We start from the raw sequence: 19,048 nt of genomic DNA, 5'->3' as shown, positions 1-19,048 counted from the left end.
CCGTCGGTGCCTCGACCGAGACCGCTTGAGAACGACATGCCAGAAGGATATGCGGCATGAAGAACGGCCTTCGCCAATCCATGGCCTGGTTGCACACCTGGTCCGGCCTCGTGGTCGGCTGGGTGCTGTTCGCCGTCTTCGTCACCGGAACGGCGAGCTATTATCGCACCGACATCACGGCCTGGATGCAGCCGGAGCTGAGGCAGGCGGCGCGGGCCGAGCCGGTCCCCGACCTCGCCCGCGCGGCGGAGATCGGGCTCGCCCATCTCCAGGCCCATGCCGTGGGCGCGCGGTCCTGGTCCATCGGCCTGCCGCAGCCGGACCGGCCGATCATCGACCTGTTCTGGCGGACGAAGCCGGGCACGCCCCCGAACATCGTCCAGCTCGACGGGCAGACGGGAGAGCCGGCGACCTTCAGGAAGACCAGGGGCGGCGACTTCCTCTACCGTTTCCATTTCGAGCTGCACATGCCGCCGCTCTGGGGGCGCTGGATCGTCGGCATCTGCGCGATGGTGATGCTGGTGGCGCTCATCAGCGGCATCATCACCCATCGCCGGATCTTCGCCGATTTCTTCACCTTGCGCCGGGACAAGTCGGCCCAGCGCGGCTGGCTCGACGCGCACAACGTCACCGGCGTGCTGGCGCTGCCCTACCACCTGATGATCACCTATACGGGCATCGTCACCCTGGCGATGATCTACATGCCCTGGGGCGTCACCGCCGCGTATAACGGCGATGCGACGCGCTTCTACGCCGAGACCGCCCAGATCACGGCCCAGCGCCCGCCCCTCGGCCAGCCCGGAACCCTGGCCCCGATCGGGCCGATGGTCGCCCGCGCCGTGGCGACGATCCACGAGCCGCTGGAGCGCCTGTCCATCGTCAATCCGGGCGATGCCCGATCCACGGTGATCGCGATCTTCGAGGAGCCGCACGGACTCGCCCACCAGCATCCGCAGATCGCCTTCGACGGCACCACCGGCGAGATCGTCGAGATCCTGCAGGGCGGGCTGAAGCCGGCGGCCAAGACCTTCACCACCATGGTCGGCCTGCACGAGGCTCATTTCGCCGGGCCGGCCCTGCGCATCCTGTTCTTCCTCTGCGGCCTGATGGGATGCGTCATGGTGGCGAGCGGGCTGATCCTGTGGTCCGTCGCCCGGCTGCCGAACCCCGGCGAGGCCCCGTCCCTCGGCCTTCGCGTGGTGCAGGCCCTCAATATCGGCACCGTCATCGGCCTGCCGGCGGGGATCGCGGTGTATTTCCTCGCCAACCGCGTGCTCCCTCCCGGCCTCGAGGGCCGCCTCGACTGGGAGGTCCGGGCCTTTTTCGGCGCCTGGATCGTGATGAGCGTGGTTCCGCTGTTCCGGCCTCATCGCGCCGCTTGGCGGGAGATGGCCGTCGTCACCGCGATCCTGTTCCTCGCCGTGGCGCTGGCGGACCTCCTGGCAGCCGCCGCGCCGTCGCCGAGCGCCCTGCTGCGGCACGATCCGGGCCTCCTCTGGTTCGATGCCGCCATGGTGGCTCTCGCGGGGCTGTTCGCGCTGGTTGCCCACAAGGTCGCGCATTTCCAGACGCGCAAGCGTGCGAAAGCCGCCCCCGTCGGCGCGCCGAGGACGGCCTGAACCAAGGAGACGAAAGCGGGAGCAAGAACCGGGATGCGGCCGGCGAGCCTCGGGGTCAGTATGATGGCCTGAAGCGGCGGCCCGCGCCGTCGTCGCCCGATCAGGAGATCGACGCCGTGCCCGCCCCCGAACCGATGGCCCGTCAGGACGTCCCATCCATCGCCGATCCTGCAGGATGCCGCCTCGAAGGCGGCGACGCTGCGCGATGGGCCGCCCTCGCCTCCCGCGACGAGGCCGCCGATGGCAGCTTCGTCTATGCGGTGCGTACCACTGGGATCTATTGCCGGCCGAGTTGCGCCGCGCGCGCGCCGCGACCCGAAAATGTGAGCTTTCACGCCACCTGCGCCGAGGCGGAAGAAGCCGGCTTTCGCGCCTGCAAGCGCTGCCTCCCCAACGCGCCCAGCCTCGCCACGCGCCGGGCGGAGGCGGTCGCCCGCGCCTGCCGCCTCATCGACGAAGCCGAAACCCTGCCCGACCTCGCGTCATTGGCGGAGGCGGCCGGTCTCAGCGCATTCCATTTCCACAGGGTGTTCAAGACGGTCACCGGCGTGACGCCGAAATCCTACGCGGCGGCGCGACGCGCGGAAACTCTCGCCTCGGGCTTGAGCCGGGCAGAAACGGTCACGCAGGCGATCTATGAGGCCGGATACGCCTCGCCGAGCCGCTTCTACGCGGAGGCGACGGACCGCCTCGGCATGGCGCCCGAGACCTACCGCCGGGGCGGCGAAGGCGTCGCGATCCGGTTCGGGATCGGCCAATGCGCCCTCGGCGCCATCCTGGTGGCGGCGACAGTCAAGGGGATCTGCGCCATCCTGCTCGGAGACGATCCCGACCAACTGTCCCGCGACCTCCAGGACCGGTTTCCGAAGGCCGACCTGCTGGGTGGCGACGCGGCTTTCGAGAGCTGGATGGCCCAGGTGGTGGGGTTCGTCGCGACGCCCGCGCGCGATCTCGGACTGCCGCTCGATATCGGCGGCACCGCCTTCCAGCAGCGGGTCTGGGACGCCCTGCGCAAGATCCCCATCGGCACCACCGCGACCTATGCGGACATCGCCAGAGCCATCGGCGCTCCGGCGGCGAGCCGTGCGGTGGCGCTGGCCTGTGGCGCGAATTCCCTTGCCGTGGCGATACCCTGCCACCGGGTGGTCCGTTCGGACGGGTCGCTCTCCGGCTACCGCTGGGGCGTCGCACGCAAGCGCGCCCTGCTCGCCCGCGAGGGCGTCGTCGTCTGAATCTCGATACGCCCGACCGATACCAATCACCGCGCTACCCCATCCGGAGGATGTGGCGCGGCCCGTCCCATGGCATGACCGTCCCGGAGAGGGAGAATGCCGTGACGACCGCCGAGACGCCGGATTTCTACTGGATGGGTTTCGAAGCCTACGGGCAGGGCCAGACCATCGATCACGCCCCGGGCGCCAAGGATTCCACCGACCGACTGGATTGGATCGACGGCTGGGAATTCGCCAAGTTCGCCTCCGCCGCCAGCCCCGACCTCGACGATCGCGATGAGATCGAGCCGCCGCGCCGAGCCGCAGAAACGTTTGTTTTGTCGAACGAACCGACCCGAACGATCGCCGGACGGATGAAGGCCGACCGGGGGTGAGATTCGCATTCCCCTTCTGCTTTGAGCCAACGGGAAAGGACTTTCGCGAAAGGGACGGATGAACGGCAAGGGCCTTCTCCGATCCTTCGTTCTTAAAAAAGAACGTTCCCGTTGACAGGGCGGGGTTTCGGCAGGACCATTGCGGCACTTGGTGAGGGGCTTTCGCGGCGTGTTCCGTGAGCCCGGCGATCCGACGCGTCCGAAGAATCCTGTCTTTTCCGAATGATCCTCTCCCCGCCTCTGCGCGACACCGCCGATGGGCTCGCCCGGCTTTTCGCCGAACGGGCCGACGGTCACGACCGCGCCGGTCGATTCGCACATGACAACATCGCCGATTGCCGGAATGCCGGCCTGCCGGGGCTGACCGTGCCGCGCAGGCTGGGCGGCGCCGGCGCCGGTCTCGGGCAGGCCGCGATGGTGATCGGCACCCTGGCGCGAGGCGAGCCCTCCACCGCCTTGGTGCTCACCATGCACTTACTCCAGCATGGGCTGATCCATGCGCGCGCGGCCTCGCCGGACGGGAGCTGGCCCCTGGCGATCGCCGATGGGCTCGGCCGCGCGGCGGTGGAGGACGGCGCGCTCATCAACGCCCTGCGGGTCGAGCCCGAACTCGGAACCCCCTCGAGGGGCGGCATGCCGGAGACGGTGGCTCGGGCGACCTCCACCGGATGGCGGATCAGCGGCCGAAAAATCTATTCCACCGGCAGCCCGGCCCTCACGCATGGCCTCGTCTTCGTCCGCACCGATGAGGCGGAGCCGCGCATCGGCAACATCCTGGTGCCGATGGCCTCCGATGGCGTGCGGATCGAGGAGACCTGGGACCATCTCGGCCTGCGCGCCAGCGGCAGCCACGACGTGATCTTCGAGGATGTGGCGGTACCCGCCGACCATGCCGTGGACCTTCGCCCGCCCGAGGGCTGGCGCAAGCCGGATCTCCAGCAGCAGGCCTGGAGCACGGCGATGCTCTCCGCCCTCTATGACGGCGTCGCGCGCTCGGCCCAGGCCTGGTTCATCGCCTTCGCGAAAAATCGCAAACCCGGAAGCCTCGGCCAGAGCCTCGCGACCTTGCCGCGTTTCCAGGAGGCCATCGGCGAGAACGAGCGACTGCTCGCCGTGAATGCCCGCCTGATCCGGAGCTTCGCCGCGGATGTCGACGGAGGCGCCTGCCCCTCGGTCGCCGAATCCGGCTTCCTCAAGACCACCGTCACCGAGAACGCGATCCAGCTGGTGCAGCGCGCCGTCGAACTCGCCGGCAATCCCGGCCTGTCGCGGGCGAACCCACTGGAGCGACACCTGCGCGACGTCCTGTGCGGGCGCATCCACTGGCCGCAGACCGATGCGGTCCGCATCGCCGCCGGGCGCGCCGCCCTCGGCCTCTGACCCCTTCCCAGTTACGGACTCAAGGAGATCGCGATGAGCTTTCCGTCGCCGGATGCCGTCGAATTCATCGGCTTCGCCGCCCCGCGCTACACCTCCGAGACCCATGCGGCCTCGGGCCCCGCCATCGACCGGGACTATCTCCGGCTGCTCGCCCAGGCGCATGAATGGGGCGGGTTCGACCGCATCCTGGTGGCCTTCTACGCGACCCAGCCCGACGCGCTGCTGCTCTCCGCCCAGATCGCGGCGGTGACCGACCGGATCGGCCTGATGATCGCCCATCGCACCGGATTCACCGCGCCGACGGTGGCCGCGCGCCAATTCGCGACCCTCGACCAGCTGACCGGCGGGCGCGTCGCCATCCACGCCATCAGCGGCGGCGACGACAGGGAGCTGGCGCAGGACGGCGACCACCTGACCAAGGACGAGCGCTACGCCCGCACCGACGAATTCCTCACCATCGCCCGGCAGGTCTGGACCGCCGAAGCGCCGTTCGATTTCGCCGGCGCGCATTACCGGATCGAGCGGGGATTCTCCGAGGTGAAGCCGGTGGACCCGCGCGGCATCCCGGTCTTCTTCGGCGGGGCCTCCCCGGCCGCCATCACTGTCGCCGGGCGTCACGCCGACACCTACGCCCTGTGGGGCGAGAGCCTCGATCAGGTCCGGGAGGCGATCGCCCGCGTGCGAGCGGCAGCTGCCCCCCATGACCGCGATCCCCGGTTCAGCCTGTCGTTCCGGCCGATCCTGGCTGCGACGGAGGAGGAAGCCTGGGCCAGGGCCGAGGACATCCTGGCCCGCACCCGCGCCACCCGCGCCGCCAGGGGCCTCGGGCCGGCGCCGGTGCCGGAGAACGAGGGCTCGCGCCGCCTGCTCGCGGCGGCGTCCCAAGGCTCGCGCCTCGACAAGCGGCTCTACACCGCCATCGCCAGGGAGACGGGCGCCTCGGGCAATTCCACCGCCCTCGTCGGCACGCCGGAGCAGGTGGCCGACGCCCTTCTCGATTACCACGACCTCGGGGTGCGGACCTTCCTGATCCGCGGGTTCGACCCGCTGGAAGACGCCATCGCGTATGGCCGTGACCTGATCCCCACCTTCAAGCGGCTCCTCGCCCGGCGTGGGACACGGGCGGAGGCAGCCTGATGCGCGCCCTTATCACTCTCCTCGCCGTGCTGGCGTTCGCCGGCATCGCCCGCGCCGACGAGACGGTGCTTCGCGTCGGCGACCAGCGCGGCAATGCCCGCGCCCTGATGGAGGCGGCCGGCGTCCTCGCCGACCTGCCCTACCGGCTCGAATGGAGCGAGTTTCCCGCCGCAGCCCCTCTTCTCGAAGCCCTCAATGCCGGGGCGATCGATGCCGGCGGCGTCGGCGACGCCCCCTTCACCTTCGCGGCCGCCGCCGGGGTGCCGGTGAAGGCCTTCGTCGCCTTCCGCAACAAGCAGGACGGCCTGGCGATCCTCGTCGCCAAGGATTCGCCGTTCAAGACGGTGGCCGACCTGAAGGGCAAGAGCATCGCCACCAATCGCGGCTCCATCGGCCATCAGGTGGTGCTGGCCGCGCTGGAAGAGGCGGGCCTGCCGGCCAATGCCGTGACCCTGCGCTTCCTGCCCCCGGCGGATGCCAAGATCGCGCTCGCGGGCGGCAGCGTCGATGCCTGGGCGACCTGGGAGCCCTACACCTCCACGGCCGAACTCGCCGGCCTCGCCCGAGTCGTGCGCGACGGCAACGGCATCACGCCGGGCCTGAGCTTCGCGGTAGCGAGCGACGCCGCCCTGAAGACCAAGCGCGCGCAGCTCGCCGATTTCGGTCGGCGCCTCGTGAGCGCGCGCGAATGGGCGCTCAAGGATCCCGCGCCCTACGCGGCGGTCTGGTCGAAGCTCATCGGCCTGCCGGAGGCGGTGCCCCTGCGCTGGTTCTCGCGGGCGGAATATCGGGCGGTGCCCATCGACGACGCGGTGATCGCCGACGAGCAGCGCAACATCGACCTCTACGTCCGTTCCGGGCTGATCCCCGCCGCGCGGGCGCCGCGCGCCGACATCATCCTTGATCGGAGCTTCGAACCGGCCGCGATCGCGGTACGTTGAACAGACCGCCGCCGAGGACCGGACCCATGCACGACCCTTCCGACCACAGCCACGATCATGCCCATTCCGACCACGACCACGCGCATGACCACGAGGCGGCGCCCGCCGCCGAACGCTGGAAGCATGACGGCGTGCGGGTGATCCCGGGCGACAAGCTCGATTCGAACACCGCCCAGACACCGGGCATGTTCCGGCAGGCGGCGATCAACCATGCCCGCGTCGGCGCGCAGAAGATCTGGGCCGGCACGGTGGCGATCGCCCCCGACGCCAAGACCGGCGTGCACCATCACGGCGCGCTGGAGAGCGTCATCTACGTGGTCTCCGGCCGCGCCCGCATGCGCTGGGGCGACAAGCTGGAATTCGTGGCCGAGGCCGGACCCGGCGACTTCATCTTCGTGCCGCCCTACGTGCCGCACCAGGAGATCAACGCCGATCCGGACCAGCCGCTGAACTGCGTCCTGGTGCGCTCCGACAACGAGGCGGTGGTGGTCAACATCACCGATGTGGAACCCGTCGAGCGTCCCGAGACAGTCCACTGGGTCGACCCGATCCACAAGCATCCCTGATTCCGCGCCATACCGAGAGACGCCGCTCCATGATCCATCGTCGCCACGCGCTGCGGGCCGCCGCCGCGCTGAGTCTTCTCGCCCTCGCCCCTGGACGCGTGCTCGCCGCCGAGCCGAGGACGCTGCGCATCGGCTACCAGAAATCCTCGACCCTGATCGCCCTGCTGAAGCAGGACGGCAGCCTCGAGAAGGCGCTGGAGCCCCTCAAGGTCGGGCTCACCTGGCACGAATTCACCAGCGGTCTGCCGGTGATGGAAGCGCTCAACGCAGGCCAGATCGACCTTTCGGCCGATGTGGCCGATACGGTGCCGATCTTCGCCCAGGCCGCCAATGCGCGGATCACCTATGTGGCGCAGGAGGCCGCCTCCCCCGCCGCGCAGGCCATCCTGGTGGGGGCCGATTCACCCATCAAGACGGTGGCGGACCTGAAGGGCCGCAAGGTCGCGGTGACGAAGGGCGCCGGCGCGCATTACCTCCTGCTCGCCGCCCTGAAGGCCGAAGGCCTTCCGTTCAAGGCGATCACGCCCGCCTACCTCACCCCGGCCGACGGGCGCACGGCGCTGGCCAGCGGCGGGGTCGAGGCCTGGGTCGCCTGGGACCCGTTCCTGTCGGCGGCCGAACTGCAGACGGGCGCCCGCGTCCTGAAGGACGGAACCGGCCTATCGCTCTACAAGCGCTACTACCTCGCCTCGGACGAGTACGCGGCCAAGCACGGCGACATCCTCGACATCGTCTTCGCCAAGCTGCGCGACACCGGAACCTGGGTGAAGGCCAACCCGGACGAATCCGCGAACCGGCTCGGCGCGCTGTGGAAGCTCGATCCCGCCATCGTCGCCAAGGCCAATGCCCGCCGCACCTACGCGGTGGAGCCGGTGACCCGGGACGGTCTCGCCGAGCAACAGACCATCGCGGATGCGTTCCGCGCCGAGGGCCTGCTGCCGCGCGCCGTCGATGCCTCGGCGCTCGGCATCTGGGCGCCGACCAAGTCCTGACCGGCGAACGATGAATCCCGATGAGCCAGGCTCATCGGGATCGAAACGTCCCTCATCGCAGGAGGGGCGGGCTCACCACTTGTACGAGACGCTCGCGACGATCTTGCGCTGCGTGCCGTAGAAACAGGCTGTCGCGGACGAGCAGGACGAGACGAAGCGCTTGTCGCCGACATTGATCATGTTCACGGCGGCGCGCCATCCGGCGTAATCGTAATGCACCGCAGCGTCGAAGGTGACGTATTCGGGCACGACGAGGGTGTTGGCGACGTCCGCGTAGGACTGGCCGACATAGTTCACGCCGCCACCGAAACCGAAGCCTTTGAAAGTGCCGACCGGGATCGTGTAATCGGCCCAGAGCGAGGCGAGGGTCTGCGGAATGCCCACCGGAACCTTGCCGAGGTCGAGGTCCGTCCCCTCGATGGTGCGCAGACCGTAGAGCGTATAGGCGGCCGTGAGGTTCAGGCCTTCGGCGAGTGTCGCCGTGGCCGAGAGTTCGAAGCCGCGTGAGCGCACCGAACCGATCTGAAGATTGGTGAAGAGGCTGACCGGGTTCGGCGTGAGCGTGTTGTTGCGGACGAGATCGAAGGCCGCGAAGGTGAAGAGCGTGTTCCAGCCGACGGGTTGGAACTTGGTTCCGATTTCCACCTGTTCGCCGGTCTCCGACTTGAACGGCCGGTTGTTCACGTCGGCGCCCGCCGTCGGGTTGAACGATGTCCCGTAGGTGATGTACGGCGCCAGCCCGTTGTCGAGATTGTAGATGAGGCCGAGCCGGCCGGTGAAGGCGCTCTCGCTGATCTGGGTCGATGTCCCGGCCGGGATCTTGCTGTCGATGTTGTTGTCGACGAAGTCCTGGCGACCGCCGATGAGGAAGGTCAGGCGTTCGGTGAGCGCGATCTGATCCTGCGCGTAGAGGCCGACCTGCTGGAGCTGCTGGTTTAGCACGCGATAGGGGGCGGGCGCCGCGGCGGCCTGGAAATATCGCGGAGCGAGGATGTTCAGGGACGGGGCCGGGAAGGTCGAAGCCTGGTTGTCCGACAAGCTGTAGCGCTTGTAATCGACGCCCATCAGCACGGTATGCCCGAACGTCCCGTCGTTGAACCGGGCCTCGGCCTGATTGTCGACGGTAAAGATGCCGGCGCGGGGCGTCGTCAGGAAGCCGTAGCGGGCCAACTCCGTCTGAGCGGCATTGTTGTAGCCGTTGGCGACGTAGCGGGAATCCGAGACTTCCGTGAACGAGAACCGGAAGTTCTGGCGCACGGTCCAGACGTCGTCGACATGGTGCTCGAAATCGTAGCCGAGATTGGCCTGGTTACGGGTGTAGCGGTCCACCAGCGGATCGCTGGCGTTGAGCTTGCGGTCGATCCTGAGACCGGAAGCGTTGGTGCGCACGGTCCCGAAATACGGCAGGAACTGGCCGGCCCCGCCGGTCTCGTCGCGCTGGAAGCTCGTCAGCACCGTGAAGGTGGTGGCGCCGTCGGGCTTATAGGTGAAGCTCGGCGCGATGTAGTAGCGGTCCTCCGGCGCGAAATTCACCTGGGCGTCGCCGTTCTGGAAACGGCCGGTCAGGCGGTAGAACCAGTGGCCGGACTCGTCCACCGGCCCCCCGAGATCGAAGGCGGCGTAGCGCTGGCTGAACGAGCCGCCGCCGAGCTCGAGATAGCGCAGGGGCGTGAAGGTCGGCCGCTTCGAGACGATGTTGATGAGACCGCCCACGGGGCTGCCGCCGAAAAGGGTGGCGGCGGGGCCGCGCAGCAGCTCGATGCGTTCGGCGCCGAACGGGTCGATGCGGAAATTGGCGAAGCCGGTCTGGAACAGCTGGAGCCCATCCCGGAACAGGCCGGATTCCGTGGCCGAGAAGCCGCGGATCAGAAACCAGTCGAGGCGCGTGTCCGGGCCGAACTGGTTGGCGTAGATGCCCGGCGTGTAGCGCACGGCCTCGGACAGGGTCTGGGAGCCCTGCGCCTTGATCTGATCGGCGCTGACGACGCTGATCGATTGCGGCGTGCGGATGATCGGCGTGTCGGTCTTGGTCGCCGTGGCGCTGCGAGTGGCGACGTAGCCATCCACCGGGCCACGGGCGGTCTCGGGTGCGCCGCGGCCATTCCCCCCTCCCGTGCCGTTCCCCGCGCCCGACCCTTCGACGCTCAACGTGTCGAGGGTCACGGCCCGTTCCTGTGCCGAACCGGCTCCAGTCAGGGCGAGCACCGTGATCGACACCCCGGCCGCGAGGACGGCGGAACGGGCGAATGGGGACGACGGCATGGACGGCCTGGCTCCGGATGACGGGCAGCAGAACGGGCTCGCGCAAGTGGCGAGACGTGGCCTGCAGTGCTCTTTAGAATTATGATAAACTACTGTAATACAACATGTATTCGCCCTTCCGCCGTAGCTTTCGGCTCGGTCGGTGGCAAGATACCGAACACTCTTCGTCACTCGCCGTTGCTGCTTCGACACAGGCCGCGCAGGTTGTAATGCTTGTGCGCACTCAGCCTGCCGGAGATGTCACAGGCAGGAACGCTACGGGATCGGGGCGTGAGCCAGCGGATCGAAGCGGTGGAACCGGATGAGGGCCGGGGCCCGTTCTCGACGCGACGCTCTGCGTGGCGGAGTGCGGCCCGTCTCGGACGACGGCCGATGAACCCACCCCCGGCGCGACAGGCCGGGGATGGAGTGCGTGGTGGATGCCTTACTTCAGACGCGCGGCGGCCCAGGCGATGTGGTCGGCCATGAAGGTCGAGATGAAGTAGTACGAGTGGTCGTAGCCCTCACGCATGTTGAGGGTCAGCGGGATGCCGGCTGTCTTGCAAGCCTCTTCGAGCAGCCAGGGCCGCAGGCCGTCATCGAGGAAGCTGTCGGCCGTGCCCTGATCCACGAGGAACTCCGAAAAGCGCTTGCCGTCCTCGATCAGCGCGGTGGCGTCATGCGCGCGCCAGGCCGCCTCGTTGGTCCCGAGATACTTCTCGAAGGCGGGCTTCGACCATCCGGCCGTGGAGGGCTGGGCGATGGGTGCGAAGGCCGAGCAGGACTTGAAACGGTCGGGATAGGTGAGCGCGATGGTCAGCGCGCCGTGGCCGCCCATGGAATGGCCGAAGATGCCCTGGCGCGACATGTCGGCCGGGAAGTTCTCGGCGATGAGGGCGGGGAGCTCCTCGGTGACGTAGCTCCACATCCGGTAATTGGTGGCGTAGGGCGCCTCCGTCGCGTCGACATAGAAGCCGGCGCCCGAGCCGAACTGCCAGTTGCCGGCCTCGTCGGGAATATCCGCGCCGCGCGGGCTGGTATCCGGCGCCACGATGATCACGCCATGCTTAGCGGCGGCGCGGCGGTACTCGCCCTTGTCCATGACGTTTGCATGGGTGCAGGTGAGGCCGGACAGGTACCAGAGCACCGGCACCGGGCCGTTCTCGGCCTGCGGCGGCACGAACACCGCGAAGGTCATGGGGCAGCCGGTGGTCTTGGCATCGTGCTTGTAGACGCCCTGCGTGCCGCCATGGGCGCGGGCCTTCGAGATGGTTTCCATGCGGTGATCTCCTGATGGGCGATGGTCGGTGCGGGCTCTTCCCTCCCCCCTCTGCGGGGGAGGGTGGGCCTCGCGTCAGCGAGGGTCGGGAGAGGGGAGCGCCGTATCCGGAGAGGGGGCCCCTCTCCCGCCTGCTCCGCAGGCACCCTCCCCCGCGGAGGGGGGAGGGTCGAGGCGTTTCGTCTCGATGGGATCAGTAAACCACCACCGAGCGGATCGACTTGCCCTCGTGCATCAGGTCGAAACCGTGGTTGATGTCTTCGAGCGGCATGGTGTGGGTGATCAGGTCGTCGATGTTGATCTTGCCCTCCATGTACCAGTCGACGATCTTCGGCACGTCGGTGCGGCCGCGGGCGCCGCCGAAGGCCGAGCCCTTCCAGACGCGGCCGGTGACGAGCTGGAACGGACGGGTGGAGATCTCCTTGCCGGCCTCGGCCACGCCGATGACGATCGATTCGCCCCAGCCGCGATGGCAGCATTCGAGGGCCTGACGCATGACGTGGACGTTGCCGGTGCAGTCGAACGAGAAGTCCGCGCCGCCGCCCGTGACGTCGAGGATCGCCGCGACGACGTGATCGTTGCCGACCTCCTTCGGGTTGATGAAGTGGGTCATGCCGAACTTGCGGGCCATCTCCTGCTTGTCCGGGTTGATGTCGACGCCGATGATCTTGTCGGCACCGACCATCCGGGCGGCCTGGAGAACGTTGAGGCCGATGCCGCCGAGGCCGAACACCACGACGTTCGCGCCGGGCCAGACCTTGGCGGTGTAGATCACCGCACCGATGCCGGTGGTGACGCCGCAGCCGATGTAGCAGATCTTGTCGAAGGGAGCGTCTTCGCGGATCTTGGCGAGCGCGATGGCCGGCAGGACCGTGAAGTTCGAGAAGGTCGAGCAGCCCATGTAGTGGAACAGGGTGTTCGAGCCGCCCGGGCTGCCGCCGGTGGAGACGCAGGAGAAGCGCGAGGTGCCGTCCGGCATCACGCCCTGGCCCTGCGTGGAGCGGATCGCGGTGCAGAGGTTGGTGCGCTGCGACAGGCAGGACTTACAGCTGCGGCATTCCGGGGTGTAGAGCGGGATGACGTGGTCGCCGACCTTCAGGTCCGTGACCCCGGCGCCGAGCTCGCGGACGATGCCCGCGCCCTCGTGGCCGAGGATCGCCGGGAACTTGCCCTCGGAATCGAGGCCCGACAGGGTATAGGCATCGGTGTGGCAGATGCCGGTGGCCATCAACTCGATGAGGACTTCGCCGGCCTTGGGGCCTTCGATGTCGATGGTCTCGATGGTGAGGGGCTTCTTGGCCTCCCACGCGACCGCAGCGCGCGTCTTCATATCTCTATTCTCATGTCTGGACGATCACGGACGGTGTCGAACTGCCGACTCTTCGACTTCGCCTCATCCAGGGGAGGGCAAGCCGAACGGCCCGAAAATCTGTTTCGTGCAATGATGGTTCTGGAGACGAGATGCAACGCCCTCGGGCCGCGCGGGAGGTCGCGTCGCCCCTGTGTTGTCGCGGAAGCATACCCGCCGGCGCCTCAGCGATAGCCGGCGGCCTGCAGTTCGAACAATTCGGCGTAGCGCCCGCCCCTCGCCTGAAGTTCCTCGTGCGTTCCGGCCTCGATGACCTTGCCCCCGTCGAGGACGAGGATGCGGTCGGCCATGCGCACGGTGGAAAAGCGATGCGAGATCAGCACGCAGCTGCGGCCCCGGCTGAGATCGCGAAAGCGCTGGAACACCTCGAACTCGGCGCGGGCGTCGAGGGCGGCCGTGGGCTCGTCGAGGATCAGGATCTCGGCCTCGCGCATATAGGCCCGGCTGAGCGCGATCTTCTGCCATTGGCCGCCGGAGAGGTCGACGCCGTCGGCGAAGCGCTTGCCGAGCGGCTGGTCGTAGCCCAGCGGCAGGCGTTCGATCACGCCGTCGGCGAGGCTGCGCCCGGCGGCGCGGGCGATGCGGGCGGCGTCCTCACGCTCCTCGATGCGCCCGACGGCGACGTTCTCCGCGGCGGTGAAATCGAAGCGCACGAAATCCTGGAAGATCACGCCGATTCGGGCGCGCAGGTCGTCGAGGTCGTAATCGGAGAGCGGCCGGCCATCGAGCAGCACGCGGCCCTCGGTGGGGTCGTAGAGCCGGGTTAGGAGCTTGACGATCGTGGTCTTGCCGGCCCCGTTCTCGCCCACCAGGGCCAGCACTTCCCCGGCGGCGAGGCGGAAGCTCAAGGACCGGACCGCCCAGGTCTCGGTGCCGGGATAGCGGAACCCGACCTCCTCGAAGACGATGCCCTCGGTGATCGGCTGCGGGAACGGCACGGGCCGCTCCGGCGACCGGATCAGCGGCACCACCTCGAAGAACGAGAACAGGTCTTCGAGATACTGAGCCTGCGAGGAGATCTGCGAGAAGCCGAGCAGCAGGCCCTCGATCAGGCCGCGCAGGCGCTGGAACGAACCGGCGAGGAAGGCGAGGTCGCCGATGGAGAAGGCGCCCGCCACCGTGCGCCAGACGATGGTGGCATAGGCCGCGTAATAGGCGAGCGTGCCCAAGGCCGCGAAGAGGCCGCCCCAGCCGGCCCGCCGGATGGCGAGGGAGCGGTTGTCGTCCAGGAGCTTGGCGGCCACGATCCGGTAGCGTTCGGCGATATAGGCGTTGAGGCCGAAGAGCTTGACCTCCTTGGCCGATTCCACGCTGGCCCCGAGATAGCGCAGATAGTCGATCTGCCGCCGCTCGGGAGTGCGGGTCCAGGCGAGGCGATAGCCCTGCCGGTTGAAGTAGAGTTCGTTGAGGCAGGCCGGCACGAGGGAGCCGGCGAGCAGCAGGATCAGCCAGGGAGCGTAGGCGGCCAGACCGATCCCGAAGGCGACGAGCGTGATGAGGTCCTGCCCCTGCCCGAAGAGCTGGAACAGCAGGTTGGAGCGCCCGGTCACCTGCCGGCGGGCGCGTTCGAGCCGATCCTGCTGGGCGCTGTCCTCGAATTGCTCGAGGTCGAGGGCGGCGGCGTGGCGCATCAGCCGCAGGGTAGCGGCATTGGCGTAGCGGTCCGCGACCAGCCCATCGGTGAGGGTGCTCAGCCGCCCGAGCAGATCGGACAGGATGGCGAGGCCGAGCTCCACCGCCACGAGACCGGCCAATCGGGCGAGGGCCGGGTCCGCCATCCAGCCGGCGATCCCGGTTCCGGCGGGATGGGGCCGGGCATGTTCGGCGACGATGGCGTCGAGAATGAGCTTGCCGAGATAGAGCATCAGCACCGGCAGGCTCGCCCGCGCGAGACGCAGAGCGATGCTCGCCATCAGCAGGCGCGGGCTCGCCGCGTAGACGAGGCGAAACAGCGCCGGCAGGTAGCGCAGGGCGCCCACGCGCTCGACGACAAACCGGTTCAGCAAGGGGGCGAGGGAGGCGGTGGACATCGCAGCGGACCATGACGGGAGCGACCGCGCCCGTCGATGCGTCGTAGGGTGCACGATAAGATTCCCACGCGGTGTCGGCGCGACAGCCTGAGGCGACCGGCGGTCTCAATCGATCCGCTTCATTGTGCACACGCCTGAGGACATCGGGCATGACGGCAAGACTTTGCTTTGTGTCCCATGTTAGAATCTCGCCTGCATTGTGCGCGTGAGGCGGGTTGGATGCTCAGCGGTTCGACTCTTCTACGGGTGGTGGTGCTCTTCGTCGCGGCGGCGGCGCTGGCGGGTCTGGTCCAGGCCTTCTGGCCGCAGGGTGCCGACGCTCCGCCCCCCGCGCCGACGGTGCAGCGCACCGAGCCGACCAAGGCCAGCCCACCGAGAACCGTCGCGACTGCGCCGCAACCTCGCGCGGAACCGGCACCCGCCGCCCCGCAGGAAGCCCCACCGGCCTCCGTCCTGCCGCCCTCGCCGATCCGGCCGCTGCCCCGGCAGTCCGCACAGGCCGGCTCGCCGGAAGGAACGGGGAATTCCGCACTCAACCCGCCCCCCCTCCCCTATGGCGGCCCGGTGGCGCCCCTGGCCGAGAGCCCTCCGCTGAACGCGACCCCGTCGGAAACGCAGCAGGCTATCGACAATGCGGGGCCGGCGGCGGTCTCCGTGGTGGATCTCAACACCGCCTCGGTGGCGGAACTCAACGGCCTCAAGGGTGGCGGCATGATCGGCCGCGCCATCACCCAGCGCAGGCCCTACGCCTCGGTGGATCAGCTTCTCTCGAAACGCGTCCTCAGCCGGTCGACCTATGAGCGGATCAAGAACCAGGTGACCGTGCGTTGAGCGATGGAGGCCGGCTTCGTGCTGGCATCGAACGCCGCCGCTCCGTAAGATCGGCGAAACGACGGTGGGTTGCAGCCGTGCGACCCGCCAGAGGGACAACGAGGCGTCGGGGCCGGATGGGTGAGGTGCGTGCCATGACGGCTCGGCGAGGGACAGCCCGGTTCACCGGCATTGCGCGGACCGTTTTGGCAAAGCCCGCTCCGCCATCCACGGGACAAAGCCGCATCCCACGCGCCCAATGCACCGGAAACGCTTGAAAGGACCCGATATGTTGACACAGCCCAGCAACATCACCCTGCGCGACGATCTCGGGGTGACGGAGACCTCCGAGACCGACAATGTGGTGCGGTGGGATGGCGAGCGGCTCTATGTCGAGCACGACATTTATCACAACGGCCAGCTCGTTCATAAGAAGTACCGCAAGAACGTCACCGAGCCCGTGGCGAGAGCGCTCCAGGCGCTGATCAATCGCGCCAAGCAATAGGCGAGCAAACCATAGGCGCGACGGCGTCAGGCCCCACCGTCGCAGGAGACCGCCGCGCCACGGGCGGGATCGGCCCTGCCGGGGCCGGTGATGGGGCCGCCGATCTCGGTCGCCGCACCGCGTCACATCCCGCGACCGGCCGGGCGCGAGGTGTGACTTGCGGCAGGCAACGAGCCTTACCTCAGTAGCGGGCCGTCACGCTGGCGAGGACGGTGAGCGGTGCGCCGGGGAGATTGTTGAACTGATTGAAGGGCTGCTCGATGTAGCGGCGATCCGTGAGGTTGCGGCCGTTCACGGCGAAACGCCATGTCGGGTCGATCTCGTAGAACAAGGTCGCGTCGAGGCGCGCATAGGCGCCGACCTTGTAACTGTTGGTGATGTCGCCGAAGCGCTCGCCCACATAGGTGACGCCGCCGCCGAAGCCCCAGCCCCGCATCGGGCCGCTCTGGAACTGGTAGGTCGACCACAGGCTGGTGCTGAAGGTCGGGGCAGCCGGGAGCCGGTTGCCGATGGCGATCGTCGTATCTTGCGTCACCTTTGCATCGAGATAGCCGATACCGCCGATGATCCTCCAGCCGGGCAGGATCTCGCCCGCAATGTCGGCCTCGACGCCCTGCGAACGCTGCTCGCCGGTGATGATGGAGAAGCCGGTATTGATTGGGTCGGCCGCGGCGACGTTCGCCCGAACGATCCGGAAGGCCGCAGCGCTCAGGGTGAGGCGATCAGGGATAAGATCGACACGCGTGCCGATTTCGACCTGCTCCCCGGTCTCCGGCGCCGGCGTCAGGCCACCGATGACGTTGGCGGTCTGTGGGGTGAAAGAGGTCGTGTAGCTTCCGTAGACGGTGAGCGGCTCGATCGGCCGCCAGACCAGGCCGACGCGCGGCGAGGTTCCGGTGACGTCCTGAGTGGGAGGCACGGTGTTGTTGGTGAGGGTGCGCTGAAAATACAGCTGGTTGGCCGTATCCACGCGGACGCCGAGGACGAGTTGCAGCCCCTGGGCCAGCTCGATCTGGTCCTGCATGTAGGTGCCGACCATGAACAGGTTCTGCCGCAGGTCACTCTGCAGGGCGAGCGTTCCGATCTGCGGGATCGATCCCCGGATCGGGTTGAGGAAGGAAACCGCGCTTGCTGTCCCCTGCTGCGTATAGGGATGACGATAACCGTCGACGATTTCGACGCCGAACAGGGCCGTGTGGCGGAAGCCGAACAGGTCGAAACGGGCAACGGCTTCCGTCTGGCTGTCGATCGAGTTGTAGATGGACTCGACCTCGGAGAGACGCCGCGTCAGCGACGCCCCGTTCGCGCTCACCCCGGTGGCGCGGGTGGCCAACACATCGAACTGGCCCCATTGACCGTTGATCACCTGCCGCAGGGTCAGGCTTTCGTTGACGTCATGCTCGGCCCGCAGGGTGATGGAGTTCGATTCGCCATAATACCGGGACCATGACTCGCCATAGTAACGGCGGATGTTGTCCAGGGGCACCCGACCCTGGAAAGCCGTGAGACCTTCGTCATACTGGCTGTGCTGGCGCGAGAACTCGGCACTCAGGGATATCCGCGTCGATGCATCGGGCGTCCACAGCAGGGACGGCGCGAAGAAATGGCGCGAATTGGAAGGGCCACCGAAATCCCGGAAGGTGGGGTCGTCCTGCGTGGCGAAGCTGAAGCGGGCGGCGAGCCCTTCCGTCCCTGGAACGGCACCCGTCACCGAGCCCTGAAGCCGCCGGAAGGCATAAGACCCGCCCTGCAGGGTGAGGTCCGCGGAGGGCGTGAGCATGGGCTGGCGCGTGACGATGTTGATCAGGCCACCGGGATCGCCCCTGCCATAGAGAACGGAGGTGGGGCCCTTGAGCACTTCCACGCGCTCGACATTGGCGAGGTCGCGCTGTGTCGGTTGGAAGGTATTGGCCGGGTTCAGCAGCACGCCGTCGATCGCGTAGGTCTGCGTGTTGAAGCCGCGCAGCACATAGGTGTCGGACCGGCCCTGGATGGTGCCGGCGGGCTGGACATTGCTCACATTGGTGAGCGCATCGGTCAGGCGGACGTCCTGCTGGTCGAGGAGCACGTCACGGGGCACGACCTGGACCGATTGCGGAGAGTCGCGCAGGGCGGTGTCCGTCCGGGTCGAGGTCGCGGAACGGCTCGCCCGGTAGCCGGTGACGGGGCCGTTCGCCCGCTCGCCACTGCCGATCACCGACAATTCCGACAACACCACCGCGCTCTCGGCCGGGAGCACCTGGGCTCGCGCACCGGAGAACGGCACGACACCGATCGCCAGGATGGTCGTCATCTTCAAAACGACGAGCGGGCGCAGCACTGTGCTGCAATATAATTCTTCTTTTAGCTTATTCATGATGTCGTCGTCTCAAGTCTCGGCATGTCTTGGCCGGCATCGAGATCTGTAGAAGGACAAAGCTGTTCGCTACAAGCACGCCTCATTCATCATGAGTGTGCGTAATCAAGTTCTTAAACACCTGTTGTAATTTCACTACTCTCTGGAAAAGCTCCAAACTATTCCTTATCGACAAATTAAAGATGCTCATTGTAGTATATAAGTAAATATTTTTCCC

At 67.7% G+C, this 19,048-nt stretch carries 15 protein-coding genes; 10 read left to right on the top strand and 5 right to left on the bottom strand.

Annotated elements, in window-relative coordinates; all coding sequences use genetic code 11:
* Positions 1-56: 56 nt before the first annotated feature.
* The 8 genes from RQI43_RS22230 to RQI43_RS22195 all read left to right on the top strand — a co-directional run bounded on the left by RQI43_RS22230 (position 57) and on the right by RQI43_RS22195 (position 8,241).
* Entirely contained in the window at positions 57-1,619 is a 1,563-nt protein-coding gene (locus RQI43_RS22230; RefSeq protein ID WP_311276626.1) for a PepSY-associated TM helix domain-containing protein, read from the top strand.
* A 134-nt stretch (positions 1,620-1,753) separates the two neighbouring features.
* Positions 1,754-2,851, top strand: a complete 1,098-nt coding sequence (gene ada, locus RQI43_RS22225) for a bifunctional DNA-binding transcriptional regulator/O6-methylguanine-DNA methyltransferase Ada (protein ID WP_311276647.1) — start codon at positions 1,754-1,756, stop codon at positions 2,849-2,851.
* 101 nt (positions 2,852-2,952) lie between these two features.
* The gene (locus RQI43_RS22220; protein ID WP_311276625.1) at positions 2,953-3,225 is read left to right on the top strand and encodes a hypothetical protein; all 273 of its coding nucleotides are present in this window, start codon (positions 2,953-2,955) and stop codon (positions 3,223-3,225) included.
* Positions 3,226-3,447: 222 nt separating this feature from the next.
* Positions 3,448-4,605, top strand: a complete 1,158-nt coding sequence (locus RQI43_RS22215) for an acyl-CoA dehydrogenase family protein (protein WP_311276624.1) — start codon at positions 3,448-3,450, stop codon at positions 4,603-4,605.
* Positions 4,606-4,638: 33 nt separating this feature from the next.
* Entirely contained in the window at positions 4,639-5,742 is a 1,104-nt protein-coding gene (locus tag RQI43_RS22210) for an LLM class flavin-dependent oxidoreductase (protein WP_311276623.1), read from the top strand.
* The gene (locus RQI43_RS22205; protein WP_156467945.1) at positions 5,742-6,683 is read left to right on the top strand and encodes an ABC transporter substrate-binding protein; all 942 of its coding nucleotides are present in this window, start codon (positions 5,742-5,744) and stop codon (positions 6,681-6,683) included. Before RQI43_RS22210 ends, RQI43_RS22205 begins: the two co-directional genes overlap by 1 nt.
* Before the next feature lie 26 nt (positions 6,684-6,709).
* Entirely contained in the window at positions 6,710-7,249 is a 540-nt protein-coding gene (locus RQI43_RS22200) for a cupin domain-containing protein (RefSeq protein WP_056434591.1), read from the top strand.
* 29 nt (positions 7,250-7,278) lie between these two features.
* The gene (locus tag RQI43_RS22195) at positions 7,279-8,241 is read left to right on the top strand and encodes an aliphatic sulfonate ABC transporter substrate-binding protein (protein ID WP_056434594.1); all 963 of its coding nucleotides are present in this window, start codon (positions 7,279-7,281) and stop codon (positions 8,239-8,241) included.
* Between the two features lie 72 nt (positions 8,242-8,313).
* Here RQI43_RS22195 and RQI43_RS22190 read toward each other — a convergent pair whose 3' ends face one another.
* The 4 genes from RQI43_RS22190 to RQI43_RS22175 all read right to left on the bottom strand — a co-directional run bounded on the left by RQI43_RS22190 (position 8,314) and on the right by RQI43_RS22175 (position 15,160).
* Positions 8,314-10,503, bottom strand: coding sequence for a TonB-dependent siderophore receptor (locus RQI43_RS22190; RefSeq protein ID WP_311276622.1), 2,190 nt, complete (start codon positions 10,501-10,503; stop codon positions 8,314-8,316).
* Positions 10,504-10,927: 424 nt separating this feature from the next.
* Positions 10,928-11,761 (bottom strand): S-formylglutathione hydrolase, encoded by an 834-nt coding sequence (gene fghA, locus RQI43_RS22185; protein ID WP_311276621.1) that lies wholly within the window; start codon positions 11,759-11,761, stop codon positions 10,928-10,930.
* Positions 11,762-11,954: 193 nt separating this feature from the next.
* Positions 11,955-13,091 (bottom strand): S-(hydroxymethyl)glutathione dehydrogenase/class III alcohol dehydrogenase, encoded by a 1,137-nt coding sequence (locus RQI43_RS22180; protein ID WP_056454333.1) that lies wholly within the window; start codon positions 13,089-13,091, stop codon positions 11,955-11,957.
* 203 nt (positions 13,092-13,294) lie between these two features.
* Positions 13,295-15,160, bottom strand: coding sequence for an ABC transporter ATP-binding protein (locus RQI43_RS22175; RefSeq protein ID WP_311276620.1), 1,866 nt, complete (start codon positions 15,158-15,160; stop codon positions 13,295-13,297).
* A gap of 219 nt (positions 15,161-15,379) precedes the next feature.
* On the opposite strand from RQI43_RS22175, the gene RQI43_RS22170 reads away from it, so the two are divergent.
* Together RQI43_RS22170 and RQI43_RS22165 are read left to right on the top strand one after the other, a co-directional pair.
* Entirely contained in the window at positions 15,380-15,991 is a 612-nt protein-coding gene (locus RQI43_RS22170) for a helix-hairpin-helix domain-containing protein (RefSeq protein WP_311276619.1), read from the top strand.
* A 268-nt stretch (positions 15,992-16,259) separates the two neighbouring features.
* Positions 16,260-16,475, top strand: coding sequence for a hypothetical protein (locus RQI43_RS22165; RefSeq protein WP_018041891.1), 216 nt, complete (start codon positions 16,260-16,262; stop codon positions 16,473-16,475).
* Between the two features lie 181 nt (positions 16,476-16,656).
* Here RQI43_RS22165 and RQI43_RS22160 read toward each other — a convergent pair whose 3' ends face one another.
* A complete protein-coding gene (locus tag RQI43_RS22160) occupies positions 16,657-18,768 on the bottom strand; it encodes a TonB-dependent siderophore receptor (protein WP_311276618.1) in 2,112 nt (703 codons plus the stop codon).
* Positions 18,769-19,048: the final 280 nt, after the last annotated feature.

The organism is Methylobacterium sp. WCS2018Hpa-22 (genome assembly GCF_031843785.1).
Lineage (GTDB): Bacteria > Pseudomonadota > Alphaproteobacteria > Rhizobiales > Beijerinckiaceae > Methylobacterium.
Note: the sequence above shows the minus strand (reverse complement) of the source record. Positions and strands in the feature narration are given on the sequence as shown.

Excerpts from the sequence above, each read along its gene's own strand:
- RQI43_RS22170 (WP_311276619.1), top strand. The coding sequence starts at position 15,380 with ATGCTCAGCGGTTCGACTCTTCTACGGGTGGTGGTGCTCTTCGTCGCG.
- RQI43_RS22215 (WP_311276624.1), top strand. The coding sequence starts at position 3,448 with ATGATCCTCTCCCCGCCTCTGCGCGACACCGCCGATGGGCTCGCCCGG.
- RQI43_RS22230 (WP_311276626.1), top strand. The coding sequence starts at position 57 with ATGAAGAACGGCCTTCGCCAATCCATGGCCTGGTTGCACACCTGGTCC.
- RQI43_RS22165 (WP_018041891.1), top strand. The coding sequence starts at position 16,260 with ATGTTGACACAGCCCAGCAACATCACCCTGCGCGACGATCTCGGGGTG.
- fghA (WP_311276621.1), bottom strand. The coding sequence starts at position 11,761 with ATGGAAACCATCTCGAAGGCCCGCGCCCATGGCGGCACGCAGGGCGTC.
- RQI43_RS22180 (WP_056454333.1), bottom strand. The coding sequence starts at position 13,091 with ATGAAGACGCGCGCTGCGGTCGCGTGGGAGGCCAAGAAGCCCCTCACC.
- RQI43_RS22175 (WP_311276620.1), bottom strand. The coding sequence starts at position 15,160 with ATGTCCACCGCCTCCCTCGCCCCCTTGCTGAACCGGTTTGTCGTCGAG.
- RQI43_RS22210 (WP_311276623.1), top strand. The coding sequence starts at position 4,639 with ATGAGCTTTCCGTCGCCGGATGCCGTCGAATTCATCGGCTTCGCCGCC.
- RQI43_RS22200 (WP_056434591.1), top strand. The coding sequence starts at position 6,710 with ATGCACGACCCTTCCGACCACAGCCACGATCATGCCCATTCCGACCAC.
- RQI43_RS22160 (WP_311276618.1), bottom strand. The coding sequence starts at position 18,768 with ATGACGACCATCCTGGCGATCGGTGTCGTGCCGTTCTCCGGTGCGCGA.
- RQI43_RS22205 (WP_156467945.1), top strand. The coding sequence starts at position 5,742 with ATGCGCGCCCTTATCACTCTCCTCGCCGTGCTGGCGTTCGCCGGCATC.
- ada (WP_311276647.1), top strand. The coding sequence starts at position 1,754 with ATGGCCCGTCAGGACGTCCCATCCATCGCCGATCCTGCAGGATGCCGC.
- RQI43_RS22190 (WP_311276622.1), bottom strand. The coding sequence starts at position 10,503 with ATGCCGTCGTCCCCATTCGCCCGTTCCGCCGTCCTCGCGGCCGGGGTG.
- RQI43_RS22195 (WP_056434594.1), top strand. The coding sequence starts at position 7,279 with ATGATCCATCGTCGCCACGCGCTGCGGGCCGCCGCCGCGCTGAGTCTT.